This window comes from Streptomyces sp. NPDC059037 (assembly GCF_042740015.1).
Classification (GTDB): domain Bacteria; phylum Actinomycetota; class Actinomycetes; order Streptomycetales; family Streptomycetaceae; genus Streptomyces.
In genome coordinates this window covers 22173-35568 of the sequence record NZ_JBHYIG010000065.1, presented here as the reverse complement: position 1 = coordinate 35568, position 13396 = coordinate 22173, and the positions used below count along the sequence as shown (strand labels likewise).

General features: G+C 67.8%; 16 protein-coding genes and 2 pseudogenes. 13 read left to right on the top strand and 5 right to left on the bottom strand.

The window, feature by feature from the left end:
- Nucleotides 1-380, bottom strand: a pseudogene (locus ACFWY6_RS16210) (CNNM domain-containing protein); the annotation flags it as partial.
- A 1-nt stretch (nt 381) separates the two neighbouring features.
- Here ACFWY6_RS16210 and ACFWY6_RS16205 point away from each other — a divergent pair.
- From ACFWY6_RS16205 to ACFWY6_RS16195, 3 genes and pseudogenes are all read left to right on the top strand, one after another.
- A pseudogene (locus tag ACFWY6_RS16205) lies at nt 382-946 on the top strand (transposase); the annotation flags it as partial.
- A 579-nt stretch (nt 947-1525) separates the two neighbouring features.
- Nucleotides 1526-2335: a methyltransferase gene (locus ACFWY6_RS16200; protein WP_384690140.1), complete on the top strand. Its 810-nt coding sequence runs from the start codon at nt 1526-1528 to the stop codon at nt 2333-2335.
- Between the two features lie 519 nt (nt 2336-2854).
- Nucleotides 2855-3121, top strand: a complete 267-nt coding sequence (locus ACFWY6_RS16195) for a methyltransferase domain-containing protein (protein ID WP_384690137.1) — start codon at nt 2855-2857, stop codon at nt 3119-3121.
- Between the two features lie 101 nt (nt 3122-3222).
- On the opposite strand, the gene ACFWY6_RS16190 is transcribed toward ACFWY6_RS16195, so the two are convergent.
- Nucleotides 3223-3381, bottom strand: coding sequence for a hypothetical protein (locus tag ACFWY6_RS16190; RefSeq protein WP_384690134.1), 159 nt, complete (start codon nt 3379-3381; stop codon nt 3223-3225).
- 228 nt (nt 3382-3609) lie between these two features.
- Here ACFWY6_RS16190 and ACFWY6_RS16185 point away from each other — a divergent pair, with 228 nt between their 5' ends.
- The 3 genes from ACFWY6_RS16185 (at nt 3610) to ACFWY6_RS16175 (ending at nt 6250) form a co-directional block, all read left to right on the top strand.
- Nucleotides 3610-3747: a hypothetical protein gene (locus ACFWY6_RS16185; RefSeq protein WP_384690131.1), complete on the top strand. Its 138-nt coding sequence runs from the start codon at nt 3610-3612 to the stop codon at nt 3745-3747.
- A gap of 452 nt (nt 3748-4199) precedes the next feature.
- Nucleotides 4200-5198 carry a hypothetical protein gene (locus ACFWY6_RS16180; protein ID WP_384690128.1) on the top strand — a complete coding sequence of 333 codons (999 nt, stop codon included), beginning with the start codon at nt 4200-4202 and terminating at the stop codon, nt 5196-5198.
- Nucleotides 5199-5239: 41 nt separating this feature from the next.
- Nucleotides 5240-6250 (top strand): TauD/TfdA family dioxygenase, encoded by a 1011-nt coding sequence (locus tag ACFWY6_RS16175; RefSeq protein ID WP_384690125.1) that lies wholly within the window; start codon nt 5240-5242, stop codon nt 6248-6250.
- Between the two features lie 15 nt (nt 6251-6265).
- Here the strand turns inward: ACFWY6_RS16175 and ACFWY6_RS16170 are convergent, their stop codons facing one another.
- Nucleotides 6266-6721, bottom strand: coding sequence for an SDR family oxidoreductase (locus tag ACFWY6_RS16170; protein WP_384690124.1), 456 nt, complete (start codon nt 6719-6721; stop codon nt 6266-6268).
- A 124-nt stretch (nt 6722-6845) separates the two neighbouring features.
- Entirely contained in the window at nt 6846-7877 is a 1032-nt protein-coding gene (locus ACFWY6_RS16165; protein ID WP_384690122.1) for a hypothetical protein, read from the bottom strand.
- A gap of 539 nt (nt 7878-8416) precedes the next feature.
- Between ACFWY6_RS16165 and ACFWY6_RS16160 the strand changes: the two genes are divergently transcribed.
- From ACFWY6_RS16160 to ACFWY6_RS16135, 6 genes are all read left to right on the top strand, one after another.
- On the top strand, nt 8417-8599 hold the full coding sequence (locus ACFWY6_RS16160; protein WP_384690119.1) for a hypothetical protein: 183 nt from the start codon (nt 8417-8419) through the stop codon (nt 8597-8599).
- Between the two features lie 598 nt (nt 8600-9197).
- Nucleotides 9198-9539 (top strand): DUF6422 family protein, encoded by a 342-nt coding sequence (locus ACFWY6_RS16155; RefSeq protein WP_384690116.1) that lies wholly within the window; start codon nt 9198-9200, stop codon nt 9537-9539.
- 288 nt (nt 9540-9827) lie between these two features.
- The gene (locus ACFWY6_RS16150) at nt 9828-9977 is read left to right on the top strand and encodes a hypothetical protein (RefSeq protein ID WP_384690113.1); all 150 of its coding nucleotides are present in this window, start codon (nt 9828-9830) and stop codon (nt 9975-9977) included.
- Between the two features lie 45 nt (nt 9978-10022).
- Entirely contained in the window at nt 10023-10274 is a 252-nt protein-coding gene (locus tag ACFWY6_RS16145; protein ID WP_384690110.1) for a hypothetical protein, read from the top strand.
- Between the two features lie 110 nt (nt 10275-10384).
- Nucleotides 10385-10594 carry a hypothetical protein gene (locus ACFWY6_RS16140; RefSeq protein WP_384690107.1) on the top strand — a complete coding sequence of 70 codons (210 nt, stop codon included), beginning with the start codon at nt 10385-10387 and terminating at the stop codon, nt 10592-10594.
- Nucleotides 10595-10695: 101 nt separating this feature from the next.
- Nucleotides 10696-11043 (top strand): hypothetical protein, encoded by a 348-nt coding sequence (locus ACFWY6_RS16135; RefSeq protein ID WP_384690104.1) that lies wholly within the window; start codon nt 10696-10698, stop codon nt 11041-11043.
- 453 nt (nt 11044-11496) lie between these two features.
- Here the strand turns inward: ACFWY6_RS16135 and ACFWY6_RS16130 are convergent, their stop codons facing one another.
- On the bottom strand, nt 11497-12054 hold the full coding sequence (locus ACFWY6_RS16130) for a hypothetical protein (protein ID WP_384690101.1): 558 nt from the start codon (nt 12052-12054) through the stop codon (nt 11497-11499).
- 385 nt (nt 12055-12439) lie between these two features.
- Between ACFWY6_RS16130 and ACFWY6_RS16125 the strand changes: the two genes are divergently transcribed.
- Nucleotides 12440-12754 (top strand): hypothetical protein, encoded by a 315-nt coding sequence (locus tag ACFWY6_RS16125; RefSeq protein WP_384690097.1) that lies wholly within the window; start codon nt 12440-12442, stop codon nt 12752-12754.
- Nucleotides 12755-13396: the final 642 nt, after the last annotated feature.

The following is a 13396-nucleotide window of genomic DNA, read 5'->3' as shown; positions in this document are numbered from 1 at the left end:
CAACAGATATCTACAAATGAAATCAACTTGGCCGCTGGGACGAGGATCTCGCCGACCGGCCGTGTACCCAGCTCCAGGGCGTCGCGCAGGCGTTCCCCGTCCGCCGCCGAGAGCAGCCCGGCCTGGCTGGAGTCGAAGACCATGCGGGCGAGCTGGTCGTCGGTGAGGACGGACTCGACCTCGTCCTTGGGCTCCACGCGCAGGAGCTTGAGGAGGGCATTGGCGAAGGCGTTGATGCCGAAGACGAGCGGCTTGCGGGCGCGGGTGAGGGCGACCAGGGGCGGGCCAAGAAGCAACGCCGTCTGCGCGGGTGCGGCAAGCGCGATGTTCTTCGGGACCATTTCGCCGATCAGCATGTGCAGATACGTCGCCACGGTCAGGCAGCTGGTGATCTCCGATTCGCACCGCGGCCTGGTAGCCGCGATCCGCACCGTGTTCCTCGGCTCGGCCTGGCAAAGGTGCCGCGGTCACTTCGTCCGCGACGTCTTCTCGGTGATCGAGAAGACGTCGGCGGAGATGGTCGCAGCGACCATCCGCACCATGTTCGCGCAGACCACCGCAGAGCAGGTCCGGTGCCAGCTGGACGTCGTGGCGGACGTGCACGGACGTCAGTTCCCCCAAGTTAGGGCGATGCTGCTGGAGGCGGCCGGGGACATCACGGCGTTCGCGGATTTCCCGACGGCGCACTGGAAGAACATCTGGTCGACCAACCCTTTGGAGCGGCTGAACCGGGAGATCAAACGCCGCACCGATGTCGTCCAGGTCTTCCCCCCACCCCGCCGCCCTGGACCGGCTCGCCGCCGCAGTCCTGGCCGAACTCCACGACGAGTGGCAGGTCTTCGACCGCCGCTACCTCTCTGAAGGCTCCATGGCCGAACTCTTCACCACCAAGCCGACCCCGCAGCCACAGATCCCTGCACAACCGGAACCAAACAAGCTCGACTGACTACACCACTCGGCGGGACACCATCGTCGTCCGGCCTCGTACCCGCGGTCCCACGCGTCCTTCAACTCCCGGCGCGGGGCGGCCACAAGCCACGGCACCAGAGCCTCCGCGAGGTACCGGTACCGTTCGGCAGCGTCGGTCAACTCCCGTTCGATTTCCTCGATTCCGGCGCCCATCCCCATCACCCGGCACACGTAGTCGGCCAGGGTCTCCGCCCCCGGATCGTCATGCCATATGCCGTGCCCCTCGGATCATCGGATCGTTGGTCTGATACGGCGCTGAGCGATCCTCGGCGGGAGCGAATCGAGCCCCTGTTACCGGACCAGATGGTGAGGCGGGGAGGCCAGTGCCGTAAGCGTCGGCGGGTGTACCGAGGCGGAAGTGTGGAAGTACCGCACCGGCTCGTCCTGGCTGCACCTGCCCGAGCGGAGCCACTCCTGGGAAGGCAGGTACATCCAGTTGCGGAACTGGGCCATCGACGGCAAGTGAGAACGAGTCCGAGTGCCCGGCTCTCCAAGAGTGACCCCCTTCCCCCGCTGTATACACCCCTTTCCAGTCTCTGACCTCGAAGAGCGTGTGATGAACTCCTGGACCACGTCCACCCACCACGGTCAGCCGCTTGCCGACTGGTATGCCCGCCGCAGCAGCACACTCCGCGGCGCTGTACGCCACCAGCTCGTGGACCGAGCGCTGATGGAACACCTTCCAGTCGCACCGCCGCAGCGTGTGCTCGATGTCGGTGGCGGCACCGGCGTGCAGGCCCGGATGCTGGCCCATCGTGGCCACCACGTCACCATTCTCGATCCCGACGAGAACATGCTGTCCAAAGCCCGCACTGCCTGGCTGCCACACGCCGACAACTCGCCGGGCAGTGTCAGCTTCTGCCGTGGCATCGGCGAGCAGGCCCCGCAGCTGGTAGGCACTGACTGGGACGCGGTGCTGTGCCACGGCGTCCTGATGTACCTGCAGGACCCGGCCCCCCTGCTGCACGCGCTCACGCAGTGCCTGCGGCCAGAGGGTCTTATCTCCCTCCTTGCCTATCAGGCCGATGTCCTCGCCATGCAACGAGGGCTCGCACGTGACTGGAACGGCGCACTCAAAGCACTGCACAACCCGGTGGAATACAGCAGCATCGGCACGATCAGCTTCGGCGTGGACCGCACCGAGATCCTACGGATTCTCGCCGAACACCACATCGACCTCGTGCAGTGGTATGGAGTCCGGGTGTTCACCGAACACCTCGACGACGAACCTGTCGGCAACGACTTCGACAGGGTGCTGGAGGCCGAGTGGGAAGTCGGCCGCGTCGACCCCTACCGGCGCGTCGCCCGCCACTTCCACCTCATCGCCCGCTCCAAGGTGGCCCAGCGCTCCAGTCGCACTTCGTGATGTGATGGGGGCGCCGACACACTGACCGGACAGCGGAGCTCCCGAACTTGGACGGCTTGTCTTGGCAGACGTCGTTCTACCGGGGCTCCGCTTCCCACGTCCGGCAAACCGGCAGATCACACCCCCTCGACACCACCCATCGGCCCGTAACTTCATTGCCTTGCCCTGAAGAGACGGAGGACGGGGAGGTCGTCCTCTAAACCACGGCTGGCCGACCCATGGGCAGGGTCGAAGAGCTGATCACCGCTACACCACCACAGGGGACATGACCCGCGAGAGGCGTCCGCCCGTCCGCCGAATGCCCATCCATGGAGGCTAGGTGGCTGTGGGTGCGCGGCTCGGCCTGGGCCACCGCGCGCAGGCTCATTGGCGCGGACTCATGACAGCTGGCCTGCGCAATCGTGGCCCACTGCAGACGAGTTGAGGTGGCTAGGGTGCCGCGGGTGGCTAACTCATACACCGCGCTTTCGCAGCACTACGACCTCATCATGACCTCGGGGTACTACGACTACGGTGCCTATGCGCGCCCTCTCCTTCCAACTCGCCGACCACCAGAGCCTCCTGAAACTCGGCGTCGGCACCGGACTGATCTGCGATCGTCTGCTGGAGGTAAGCGGAGCCGGGCTGCGGATCGCCGGAATCGACCACACGGAAACCATGCTCGCCCAAGCGCGCATCCGGCTCGGGGGTCGAGCGCGGCTCGTCCGGCAGAACATCTTGGATAAGACGACCTCGTCGGCCTTCGACGCCGCCTACTGGAGGAGGATGACGAAACCAGGACGCTGACGAATCTCGCCGCCGCACTGCGGCCCGGTGCCCCACTGCTGCTCGCCGTCCAGCCGCCCCATAGCGACTACCACCGACCGTTGCCCGGCGGGCTGGTTTACTCACAGGAAATCCAGGTAGTGGATGAGGACCGCTTCCTCAAGGACTACTTCGTCCGGGAGCAGGACAAGGTCGTGGCACACCAGCGCTGTCAATACCGTCGCGATGCGCAGGACCGGGCGGACCGACTGCTGGCAGCGTGCGGCTTCCGCTTCCAGCACACGAGCAGCGACGGGCTGCTGCACAACTACGTCCGGTTGTAAGGGGCTGGCCCCATCGGGTATCAGGCGGCGCACAGTGATGGCCCTGGGGCCGATCTGATTCCTCAGTCGCGTCGGGGCGTTCTCGCACCCCGGCTCCCTCTCTGGCCGGCACATCCTCTCCGGGTCTCGATGCCGGGATCTCGCACACGGTAGCGGCAGTTGCCTGGTCCGGACCGGCCGCCGGGGATGCAGTCAGCCGAGCGTCGGCATTCCCACCGGGGCGGCTTCGTCATCGTCGAATCCGACCAGGTCGCCGACTTCCTCGCACGGCCGCCCGTCGAGGTCCTGCACGGGATCGGGCCGGTACGCCCTTATGCCGAGTAATGAAAATAAACGACAGGGCAAATATGTACGGATCACCCGGCGTGGCGCACGGATCGACCCAACTACTCGCAGCGCAATAACGCCCGCTGGACGGCTTGCAACCACTTCAACGCGCCCGAGATCCGCACGACCCCCAAGCCATTCCCCTCAATGCCCGCCTGGGGAACCAAGGTCCGGACGATATGCGGTCAGCCGGCCCGGTTCGGACGGAGCCCGGCGCATACCGGGCTCGCCGCCCGCTGCCCTCCCCCGGTCAACTCCGGTGCGCCGCACAGGAATTGTCTTGAAGATCAGGGTTTCGTGTGGAGTGTTCTTGGCAAAGTACTTCAACCATGGGCTTATCACCGATTGCCGGTCATCCTGCTGTCGCTGTCTTCCGAGAGCCCCTAGGCGGGCGGCCCGTCCCGCTGTTGGGCCCGCGAGTCGATGCCGAGGCGAAGCGGACCTCGCGTGTGCTGGCCGCGGTGTCGACCCATGCCCGACCTGTTGAGCGCGCCCTCGCACTGCGGCAGGCCTCCACGGTTGCCGGTGAGTTGGCGGCAGCGCTGTCGGATCTGGCTCCGGCCGTGGTCGGTGAGGGGCTGCCGGCGGAATCGACCAGTCAGTCGTTCTTCCGGGTCCGTGAGGGGGAACTGTCGGATCAGCAGGCTGCCCTGCACGGTGTCCTGGTCGTCCACCGCGGTCTGGAAGATCTGTGTGATGCTCCGTTGTCAGGTTCCGACCTGGCGCTGGAAGTGGCCGGGATGCGGCAGTCCGTGCTCGATCTCACCGGCGCGGCGCCGGGCTCCGACGCTGACTCCGTCCCTCCGGTGGCCGTTCCCAACGCTGCTGCGGAATCGTCGTTGGAGAGTGTGTGGAGTGCTCGGTGGCTCATCGGTCACCAGGTCCATGTCCTGTTCAACGTCTGCGCCGCGGTCGCCGTGGCCGACGCCACCTGCCATCTGCGGCACGGCGACGGCGGTGCCGCGCTGACGCGGCTGGCAGATGCGACGACGTACGTGCGCGGCTTCCCGGCAGCGATGGCCCACGCCAGTACGATCCCGGCCGACTACTACATGGCGGCGATACGCCACACCATGGCGCCCCCGTCGGTGGACGTCCCGTTGAGCGGGCGCCAGCATCGCGGATACAAGCTGTTTCGGGCGGCGATGAAGGACCTGCTGTCCGTGGTTCCCGACTCCTATGAGCACTTGGCGGCCCGCGCCCCGGAGCTGGCCGAGGCACGGGGCGCTCTTCTGGAGGCCGATATCGTGGACGGTGAACGGCACGTCACCCTCGCGTACTCGATGGTGCATCTGCATCGTTCCATCGCTCAGAAACCCGAAGGCCCCGACAACGCCGTAGCCGAACTACGGCACATGCGCCATCGCCGCGCGGCCCGGTACGCCTCGCTGATCCGCTTCGGGGACCACTACATCGCCGACGCCGTGGCCGGCCTGCGCCACTCGTGAGTCCGCGCGTCCGCCGCCCACGCCCCCGGCAGGAGACCCTGATGCCCGAGACGACGCCCGACACCGCCCAGAGCACCGTCGCCGCCGCAGATCGGGAGCTGGATCCGGCCGATGCCGACGCGTGCGAGCGGCTGGCCCGCACCCTGTGCACCCGCGGGCACGACCAGGTCGACAGCCCCGAGTGGGTGGCAGGGGCCCGGGACGCCTGGGAGGACCTTCCGCTACTGCTGCGCCGTGAGGTGCGCCGGTTCCGAAGGCATTCCGGCCCGCACGGCACCTTGGTGATCGGCGGCCTGCCCGTCGATCAGGCGGCCCTGCCCGCGACACCGGCCGTACCCGGCTCGGTCCAGCGCCAGGCCACCATCTCGGCGGCGGTGCTCACCATGGTCGCCTGCGGGCTCGGCGAGCCACTCGCTTACCTGGCGGAGAAATCCGGCGCCCTCGTGCAGGACGTCGTGCCCGTGCCCGGGCAGGAGACCTTCCACGGCAACGCCGGATCAGTGCCGCTGTCCTTCCACACCGAGAACGGCTTCCACCCCCACCCACCCGACTACGTGATCTTCCTGTGCCTGCGTGCCGACCACGACCGACGCGCCGGCATGCGCGTCGCCGGCATCCGCCAAGCACTGCCGCTCCTCACCCCAGCCGGCCGCCAGGCCCTGTTCGCACCGGAGTTCATCACCACACCACCACCCTCCTTCGGCCCCGGCGGCGCAGCGACCGAGCCCGATGCCAAGCCCCGACCGGTGCTGTCGGGAGCAGCCGAGGATCCCGACATACGCATGGCCCAACTCGTCACCACCCCGCTCACCCCTCGGGCCGCCGCGGCGCTGACCGAATTCGGCCGCGCCTGCGAGGCGACCGCCCGCACTCTGCGCCTGACACCCGGCGACCTGGTCGTCATCGACAACCGCGTCACCGTCCACGGCCGCACCGCCTTCCACCCCCGATACGACGGAGCAGACCGCTGGCTGCAACGCACCTACGTCACCACCGACCTGCGCCGCTCCCGCGACCACCGCCCCCACGACGGCCACATACTCGCCCGCTGACCGGCCACATGTGACTCAGCGGACTCCCCAGTCCTCAGGGGGTCGTTCGATGGCCTGGGAGCGCAGTTGCTGGGCAAGACCCCCGTCGAAGAGGTGGGTCGCGCCGTTGGCGAAGTCGAAGACCGGTGTCGCCGGCACCGCGACGGCGTGGACCACCGCTTTGGCCGCGTCGTAGCCGGCCTTGTAGCGGTGTGCCCGGGTGCCGCCGACCGAGCCGAGGACGAGCATGGCGCCCGGTACGCGGTGGGCTACCGCGGCTTCCGCGACCGTACGCAGGAGTGCGTAGGTGGTCACCAGGTTGTCCTCGATCACCGCGCGAAAGGCGTCTACGTCGTTGGCGGCGATCCGCGCGAGGCGGGGTACCCGGCCGACAGCGTGGAAGAGCTCCACTCGTTCGGCTCCGTCGAGGAACTCGTCGACCAGTTGCGTGAAGCGTTCCGTGCGGCAGTCGACGGCGTGGCACCCCTGCACCGTGCCGGTGGAGTGCCGGGCCGGTTCGGAGTGCGAGAAGAAGGCGTCCCGGCAGGGCGGCGAGGTGCGCGGCGAGCGGGCGGCCGATGAAGCCGGCCGCTCCTACGACGATGCGGTGGACCATCTAGGCCGCCAGGATTCGGTGGTAGAACTCGCCCAGGGCGTCCGCTGTCTCGTCCCACCGCGGCAGGGTCAGCGCTCCCGGCCCGCTCACCCTCCGTTGTCCTTCCGGCGGGACGGTCAGAGCTTCCTGCCAGCGCAGCACGGCCACATCGTCGTCCCACGGATCGACGATCCGCCAATCGTCGATCGCCGGCCCGTAGGCGTCCGCCCCTACCGGCGGCGGCGACAGGATGCGGCGGCCTTGCTGTGCCGCGGCCACCAGCACGCCGCTGGACCACACCCGTTGGTAGGGCAGCGCCACCCAGTCCACCTGCTCCAGCAGCCGCACGAACTCGGACCCGGGGTGGAAGCCCGGAAGGTAGCTGACCCGGTCGTGGGCGGCCGCGATCTCGGTCAGGGTGTGGTGGGTGGCCGGATCGTCCGGGTGTCCGGCGACCAGCAGCCGCTGTTCGCCGGTGGCATGCCGGACGAACGCCTGCGCGAAGGCGGCGGTCCGCTTATAGGGGCGCAGTCGGCCGAAGCAGCCGATCGTCGCGCCGTACGGGGATCCCCCTCGGGCGGGGACGAGTTGGGGGTATCTGGGGTGGGGCAGGTGCAGCGCCGGTCCGGGCAGGCGGCTGCGGATCCGGCGTGCGGCCAACTCGTGCTCTTTGGTGAAGAAGTGGACGCCGTGCGTGAGCGAGTCGACGTCGTCGATGAACCCCGCATTGCCGTGTGTCCCCTCTTCGTGAGGGGCGAGGTCGTGCACCGTCTGGACCAGACGCGCACCCCTGGCGGCAAGCTCCCGCAGAAGGTCGATCGCCTCGGCGTCGCCGAGCAACCTGGCGAGCATTTCCGGCCAGTGCAGGTGCACGATGTCCGGCACCGCACCGACCAAGTGGGAGAGGTGTCCGGGGGCGAAACGTGGTTCGTCGCGGCACAGCCCCGGGCGCAGCACCACGGCCCCCCTGGGCCGCGAGGTGGCTCTCCTGGAGCGCGACGTAGCGTTCCAACCGCAGGTCTCGGGTATCTGGAGCACGCGGAGTCCGGTCACCGCACAGCCACCTTCTCGATTCCCTCTACGGGGCAGAGGTCCCTGGGTGCTGGGACGGCTGGGGGTGACGGCGCCGTACGGGTCATGCGTCCTCCGCCGTGTGATGGCAGTGCACTTGACGTGTCCGTGATGAATGTTCACAGGTGAGGCGGCAGTTGGCGTCCGGGTTCCGGGAAGTGACCGGATCCCGCCAGCGCCGGCGCGCATGCCAAGTTCTGCTCGACGGCGCTGCCGCGGTCCATGCGCTGTGGTGGCGCCGGGGAGGGCGGAACCATGCCCAACGCCCCCAGGTCAAGTGGCGCTGCGCAAGTTGCTGACGGTCGTCGACCAGGCGGCGAAGTTGGCGACAGAGTTGGCGTCCGGCCTCCGGAGCTGCCCGGATGACGCCCCGACCTGCACCGCGCCGACACCGCTCAGCATCGATGCGCACCCCCGCGGCCAGTCAGCTTCTCCAGGGCTGCGCTGCCGACCACCGTCAACCTCTGCCCTAGACCACGGGAAAGGCGACCGGACAGCGCGGGAGACGATCTTCATCGCTCATGGCCCTCGCCGCTGGTCGGGCGACCGTGTTCATCACCCACCGCTTGGCCAACACCCGCCTCGCCGACCCCATCGACGTCCTCGATCAAGGACGCCTCTGCGAGATGGGCACGTACGACGCATTGATCGACCAAGCCAGAGGCTTCTTCGAGATGCAGAAGCTCCAGGAAGACCGGAACTGATCTGTCGTCGCCCAGGCTCCGTGCCGGGGCTTCGGCCTTCAACCGACGTCGCCTCAACCGGCGCCGACGCGTGGGAGGGAGTGGGGGAGGTCGACCCTGCGTTGCAGAGGCTGGCGGCTTCGCCCGAAGCCGGAGACGGCCCCGACGTGACGGACGCCGAGCTGGAGGGGCGAGGCCGGGCATCGGGGTGGATGCGGCCGGACTCCACGAGCCAGGCCTGTCTGAGTCATCTACGCGATGAACGCACGTCCCGGTTGGGCTACTCACTCCGAAGGCCGGGAGTGACGGCTACGTCGAAGCCAGCGACATCGGCGAAGCCGCAGTCATGGCCGGCTTTCCCCCAGACCAGGTCCGTCAGCGCCGCGCGGGACTGGACGGGTACCCGACTGGATTCCCTGCCCCGACAACCCCGACCGGTCCACGACGCGCATCCGCCCGACACCCGACCATCCGCGGCGGGTGGATGTGGCACCCATCCGAAACTCGCTGCACCGATCGGCGGAAGACAGCTCGGGCGTGCGGCGCAGCCCGCGCGCGCCCTGACCGACCCGACATCAGCCGTCTGATACGACGGCTTCACCAAACGTAGGAGGCGTAGGTGTCTGACGACGCGAAGCCGAACCAACGGACCAATGAGCAGGCGAAGGCAGTGGCGGAAGCCGCGGCGCTAGTCGTCGGCGCACAACGCGAGGCCGCGGCGATCTTGCGGAGGGCAGGTGCGGAGCTGCGGCCCGAGGAGCGTGACTGGTTCACGGGGGACCGCTGCACGGCGGAACAGGATCCGCCGCCGACTCCGCACCGCTGCCTCTGTCCGCGCTACCGGGGCAACGGCCACGAGCCGTGCGTGAACACCTTTGTCGATGACACCGGCCCTGATTTCGGCACGGGGTCCCCGCGCGTGCGCTGTCGGCACAAGAAGGGCCAGCACGGCGCGTTCTGAGCGAAGCCCCCTAAAGTCCGCCCGCAGTCAGGCCGCTTCGGTGTCCAGCTCTGGGTGGCGAACGCGCTTCTTCAGGGCCATCTCCATCTCTGAAGTCGGCACCATGGCACGGATGATCGTGACCGGTTCGCGCCACGCCTCCCACACCGAATTCCACTCGGCGTAAGCGCGGCGCGCGCCGATCCGACTTACCGCTCGCGCGGGTGACACGAACGCCGGACACGGCGCGTCGTGAAGCATGGACTCGCTACGAAGATCACGACCACTTCGTGATCTTCGAGGGGTCCCGTGCCCGCCATCACCCGCACCGCCGTCCTGCTCGCCGCCGCAGCGGCCCTCACCCTCCCGGCCGCCACCGCCCACGCTGGCCCCGCCGCGGCCGCCGGCGAGAGCGTCACCCAGCCCCTCCAGACCGCATTGAAGGCGCTGACCGTCTAGGACGAGGACCGCACCGGCTACGAGCGCACCGCGTTCAAGCACTGGGTGGACGCCGATAAGGATGGCTGCACGACCCGGGCCGAGGTCCCTAGAGCCGAAGCTGTCGTCGCCCCCGATCAGGGCCCGAAGCGCAAGCTCAGCGGCGGCAGTTGGTACTCGCCGTACGACGACCAGTACATCGACGGACCCGCCGGCCTCGACATCGATCACCGCATCCCGCTCGCGGAGGCCTGGGACAGCAAGTGGGCGGAGTTGCATTACCTGCATCAACATCGCGCCTTGTGGGCACAGCGATGACCTGGTCAAAGTCTGCAGTTGGGTAGCTAGTTCAGGTGAAGTCAAGGGGTCTGGCCTTGGCGACTGATGCTCCAACGCCACGATGTTGCATCAAGCACAACATCGTGGCAGTGGCCGTGAGAGCTGCCGACGTGCCGGGGACGTTCCAGCTGATCGTCCCGGGAAACGTCCGGGCATTGGACCCGGCACCGGCGATGTTTGCGGCGATGCTGCAGGGGTGGGAGCAACAGCAGCGGGCCCGGCTGCTGGCACGCGAGACGATCGATGACCGGCTGAGCCTGGTTCGGCGGTTCGCGCTGTTCACCGCGACGTATCCGTGAGAGTGGACGCCCGAGGATGTGGAGGCGTACTTCTCACATCGGCTGTCAGACCGAATCCGCCGGCCCACTCCACTGTCCGCGGACAGCAGGGTGATCTGCAGATGTTCTGCGCCTTCATCACCGACGGCCGGTACGGCTGGGCGTCTGCCTGCGAGGAGGCATTCGGGCAGATCCCGGTGCAGGTGTGCCATGACTGGAACACCGCCGACCACGTCGCCGAGTTCGAGGGCCGCCGTGGGCGCCGGGCGTTGACCTACGACGAACTGCAGATCCTCTTCGACGCCGCCAACGACCGGGTCGAACAGGCCAGGAAGCGCCGACGCAAGGGGGTACTGGCTGCCTGGCGCGACGCGGTCATGATCAAGCAGGTCTATGCGTATGGCACCCGGCGCAGCGAGACATCGAAGCTGGACCTGCCAGGACTGCGCTTCATACGGTTCCCCCTCTAGTGATCATCGCGGGACGAGGATAGCCACTCATGCGCACGCGGGGCTGCGGAACCGGACCGCCGTTGGCCGAACTTGGGCGCCTGGTGCTCGCTACCAGTGCAGCCGGTCATCGGGTGGATAGGGGACCCTTCACCCAAGCGATGCGGCATCGGCCGACAGCTCCCGGGCCGTAGGGAAAGGGGTGCTAGTCCGCCTGGTCCTGCTTCAGGAAGCCCATAGCGTGGCGTCCTGCGTCGAGTCGACGTCGATGAGGAACCCGCTCGCCGAGATGCTGAGGCCGAAGGCTTTGTTCATAAACGCCTGGCGTTGGTGAAGGAGCACGGCGAGCGGTCTCGCGCCAGGATCATCGACATGGACTTCGCGGTGAAGCACGGCATCATCCCGACCCGGCCCCCAGGGCTGGTCCGCAGGGCTTTCCAACTACATACTGACCAGCCACCCAACACAGTCCTACTAGCCCTCGATCAGGGTCCCCGGTGGGACCTCCGCGTCCTTCGCCTTGTCGCCCGGCTGCAACTGGCGGTCGTAGCAGCCCTGACGCCAGACCAGTTTCTTGAACTGCTCCGGAGTGAGCACACCTTGCCAAGGGGTGCCGCCCGGGCAGAACACCCCCTCGCAGCCGTAGCAGTAGTGAGCCGGCAGCCAGAACTCGTTGGCCAGTGTCTCGCCGGACGTCTCGGCGTCCTTCTCCCGGCCGTCCTCGCGCACCACCGCGAGGGTGGCGGCGAAGATGAGCAGCCCGAGGACCACACCGCCGACCGTGTACAGCTGGTTGTCCTTCTCGACGCCCATGTAGGCGAGACCGCCGCCGAACATGAGGCTCATGACGAGCCCCTCGACGAAGTGGATGCAGCCGTCGCCGCTCTTCTCCGGGCCCTTCGCCAGGCGGGTACCGAGGCTCTTGGTCAGGGCGCCCTTGCCGGACTGCGCCTGTTCGACCGTCCGCACCTCGGCTCCACCGCAGCGCGGGCACATCGGCGTCGACGGTTGCGGCTTTCCATCCGTTGTCATGCGCAGAACGCTATCCGGTGCGGGTGTCGGCACTGACGGCGGAGTGCGGTGCGGCCGGCGGCACTGACGCGTGATGCAACCAGTTTGGTGCGCAGGGTGCATGAGCTGCGGCGAGTTCCGCTATCGCCGCTTTCGGTGGGTGCCAACAGCGCCAACCGGCGAGTTGAGCACCACAACCGGCCTGCTCTGCACTGCCGCCTGCCGGGCTCGAGCAGCGGCCCGAAGAGTCACGGTAGTTGCTGAAAGAAGGGCTCATGACCGGGCCGAACTGCAGCACGAAGGCCCGCGGGCTGGACGAGGTGTGGCGTTGCTGCAGGGCGAGAGCAAGCGTCTGGAGCAGCAGCAACGGCTCCCGTGGTTCGTCCAGTAGAAGGTGAGGCTGAGCGTGTTCTATCTCTGGCTCGCGTCCGTCGTCGTAATCCTGCTGATGCCCGCGCTTCCGTGGATCACCTTTCCGGGCCACCGGCGGATCGGCATCATCGTCGGCGTGGTCTGCATTGTGGGTTCCATCTGGATGTGGTGGTGGCCCGCTGGCCATGCTTTCCATGTGGCGAGCATCGCCAGTGCCCTGGCCCGGATATCCATGGAGAACAGTGGCGCTCTCGATGAAAGACGAGCTCGCCATCGCCGCCGCGGGGCAGAGCGACAAGCACAGATCCGCTCGGCCCGCCCGGACGGACCTGACGCCGCCCGTACCTGATGGAAACGGGCGCCGGGCGTGCCCGGCGCCATGTCCCAGCGGGCCGCGGCGCGCGCAGCGTGCGGCTCTTCGCGAAGCCCTGTGCCGGACACCTGCGAGCCGTGGGCCCTGTGCGCACTGAGCCCTCCACTGTGGCTCGTGTACGAGATCGACAGAGGTTCAAAGATGGGCTCTGAGTGCCTGTGAGCAGACCTGAGGTGCATAGAGGTGCCTGCTGCTGTGATCAATGGCGTCCAGGAGAAGAGCTGTAGCTTGGAGGAGGCGGGGGATCGATTCTGCGGGTGAACTCCGCGCCCCCAAACGTGTGGACCATCGGCAATGCCCTCCGTCGCCATCAGCTTCGTTCACAGGCTCTGACAGAGCGGAATGGAGCACCAACGGAATGACGCTCCCCACCAGTCGGCGCCAAGAACTGGACCGCGGCCGAGCGTCAGACGTACGCCAACGACCTCGGCGACGAGAGGGCACTGATCGCCGTCACGGCAAAGTCGAACCGGTCCAAGGCCGACCAGCCCCCTCGACGTGGATGCCCCCGGCCGAAGGCAACCGGTGTGAGTACGTCACCCACAATCTGTCGCCATCAAGACCCGCTGGAAGCTCGCCATCGACCCGAGCGAAGAGGCGGCCCTCACCGAGAACGCG

Excerpts from the sequence above, each read along its gene's own strand:
- ACFWY6_RS16200 (WP_384690140.1), top strand. The coding sequence starts at position 1,526 with ATGAACTCCTGGACCACGTCCACCCACCACGGTCAGCCGCTTGCCGAC.
- ACFWY6_RS16160 (WP_384690119.1), top strand. The coding sequence starts at position 8,417 with ATGGCCCTCGCCGCTGGTCGGGCGACCGTGTTCATCACCCACCGCTTG.
- ACFWY6_RS16135 (WP_384690104.1), top strand. The coding sequence starts at position 10,696 with ATGTTCTGCGCCTTCATCACCGACGGCCGGTACGGCTGGGCGTCTGCC.
- ACFWY6_RS16175 (WP_384690125.1), top strand. The coding sequence starts at position 5,240 with ATGCCCGAGACGACGCCCGACACCGCCCAGAGCACCGTCGCCGCCGCA.
- ACFWY6_RS16195 (WP_384690137.1), top strand. The coding sequence starts at position 2,855 with ATGCGCGCCCTCTCCTTCCAACTCGCCGACCACCAGAGCCTCCTGAAA.
- ACFWY6_RS16185 (WP_384690131.1), top strand. The coding sequence starts at position 3,610 with ATGCAGTCAGCCGAGCGTCGGCATTCCCACCGGGGCGGCTTCGTCATC.
- ACFWY6_RS16130 (WP_384690101.1), bottom strand. The coding sequence starts at position 12,054 with ATGACAACGGATGGAAAGCCGCAACCGTCGACGCCGATGTGCCCGCGC.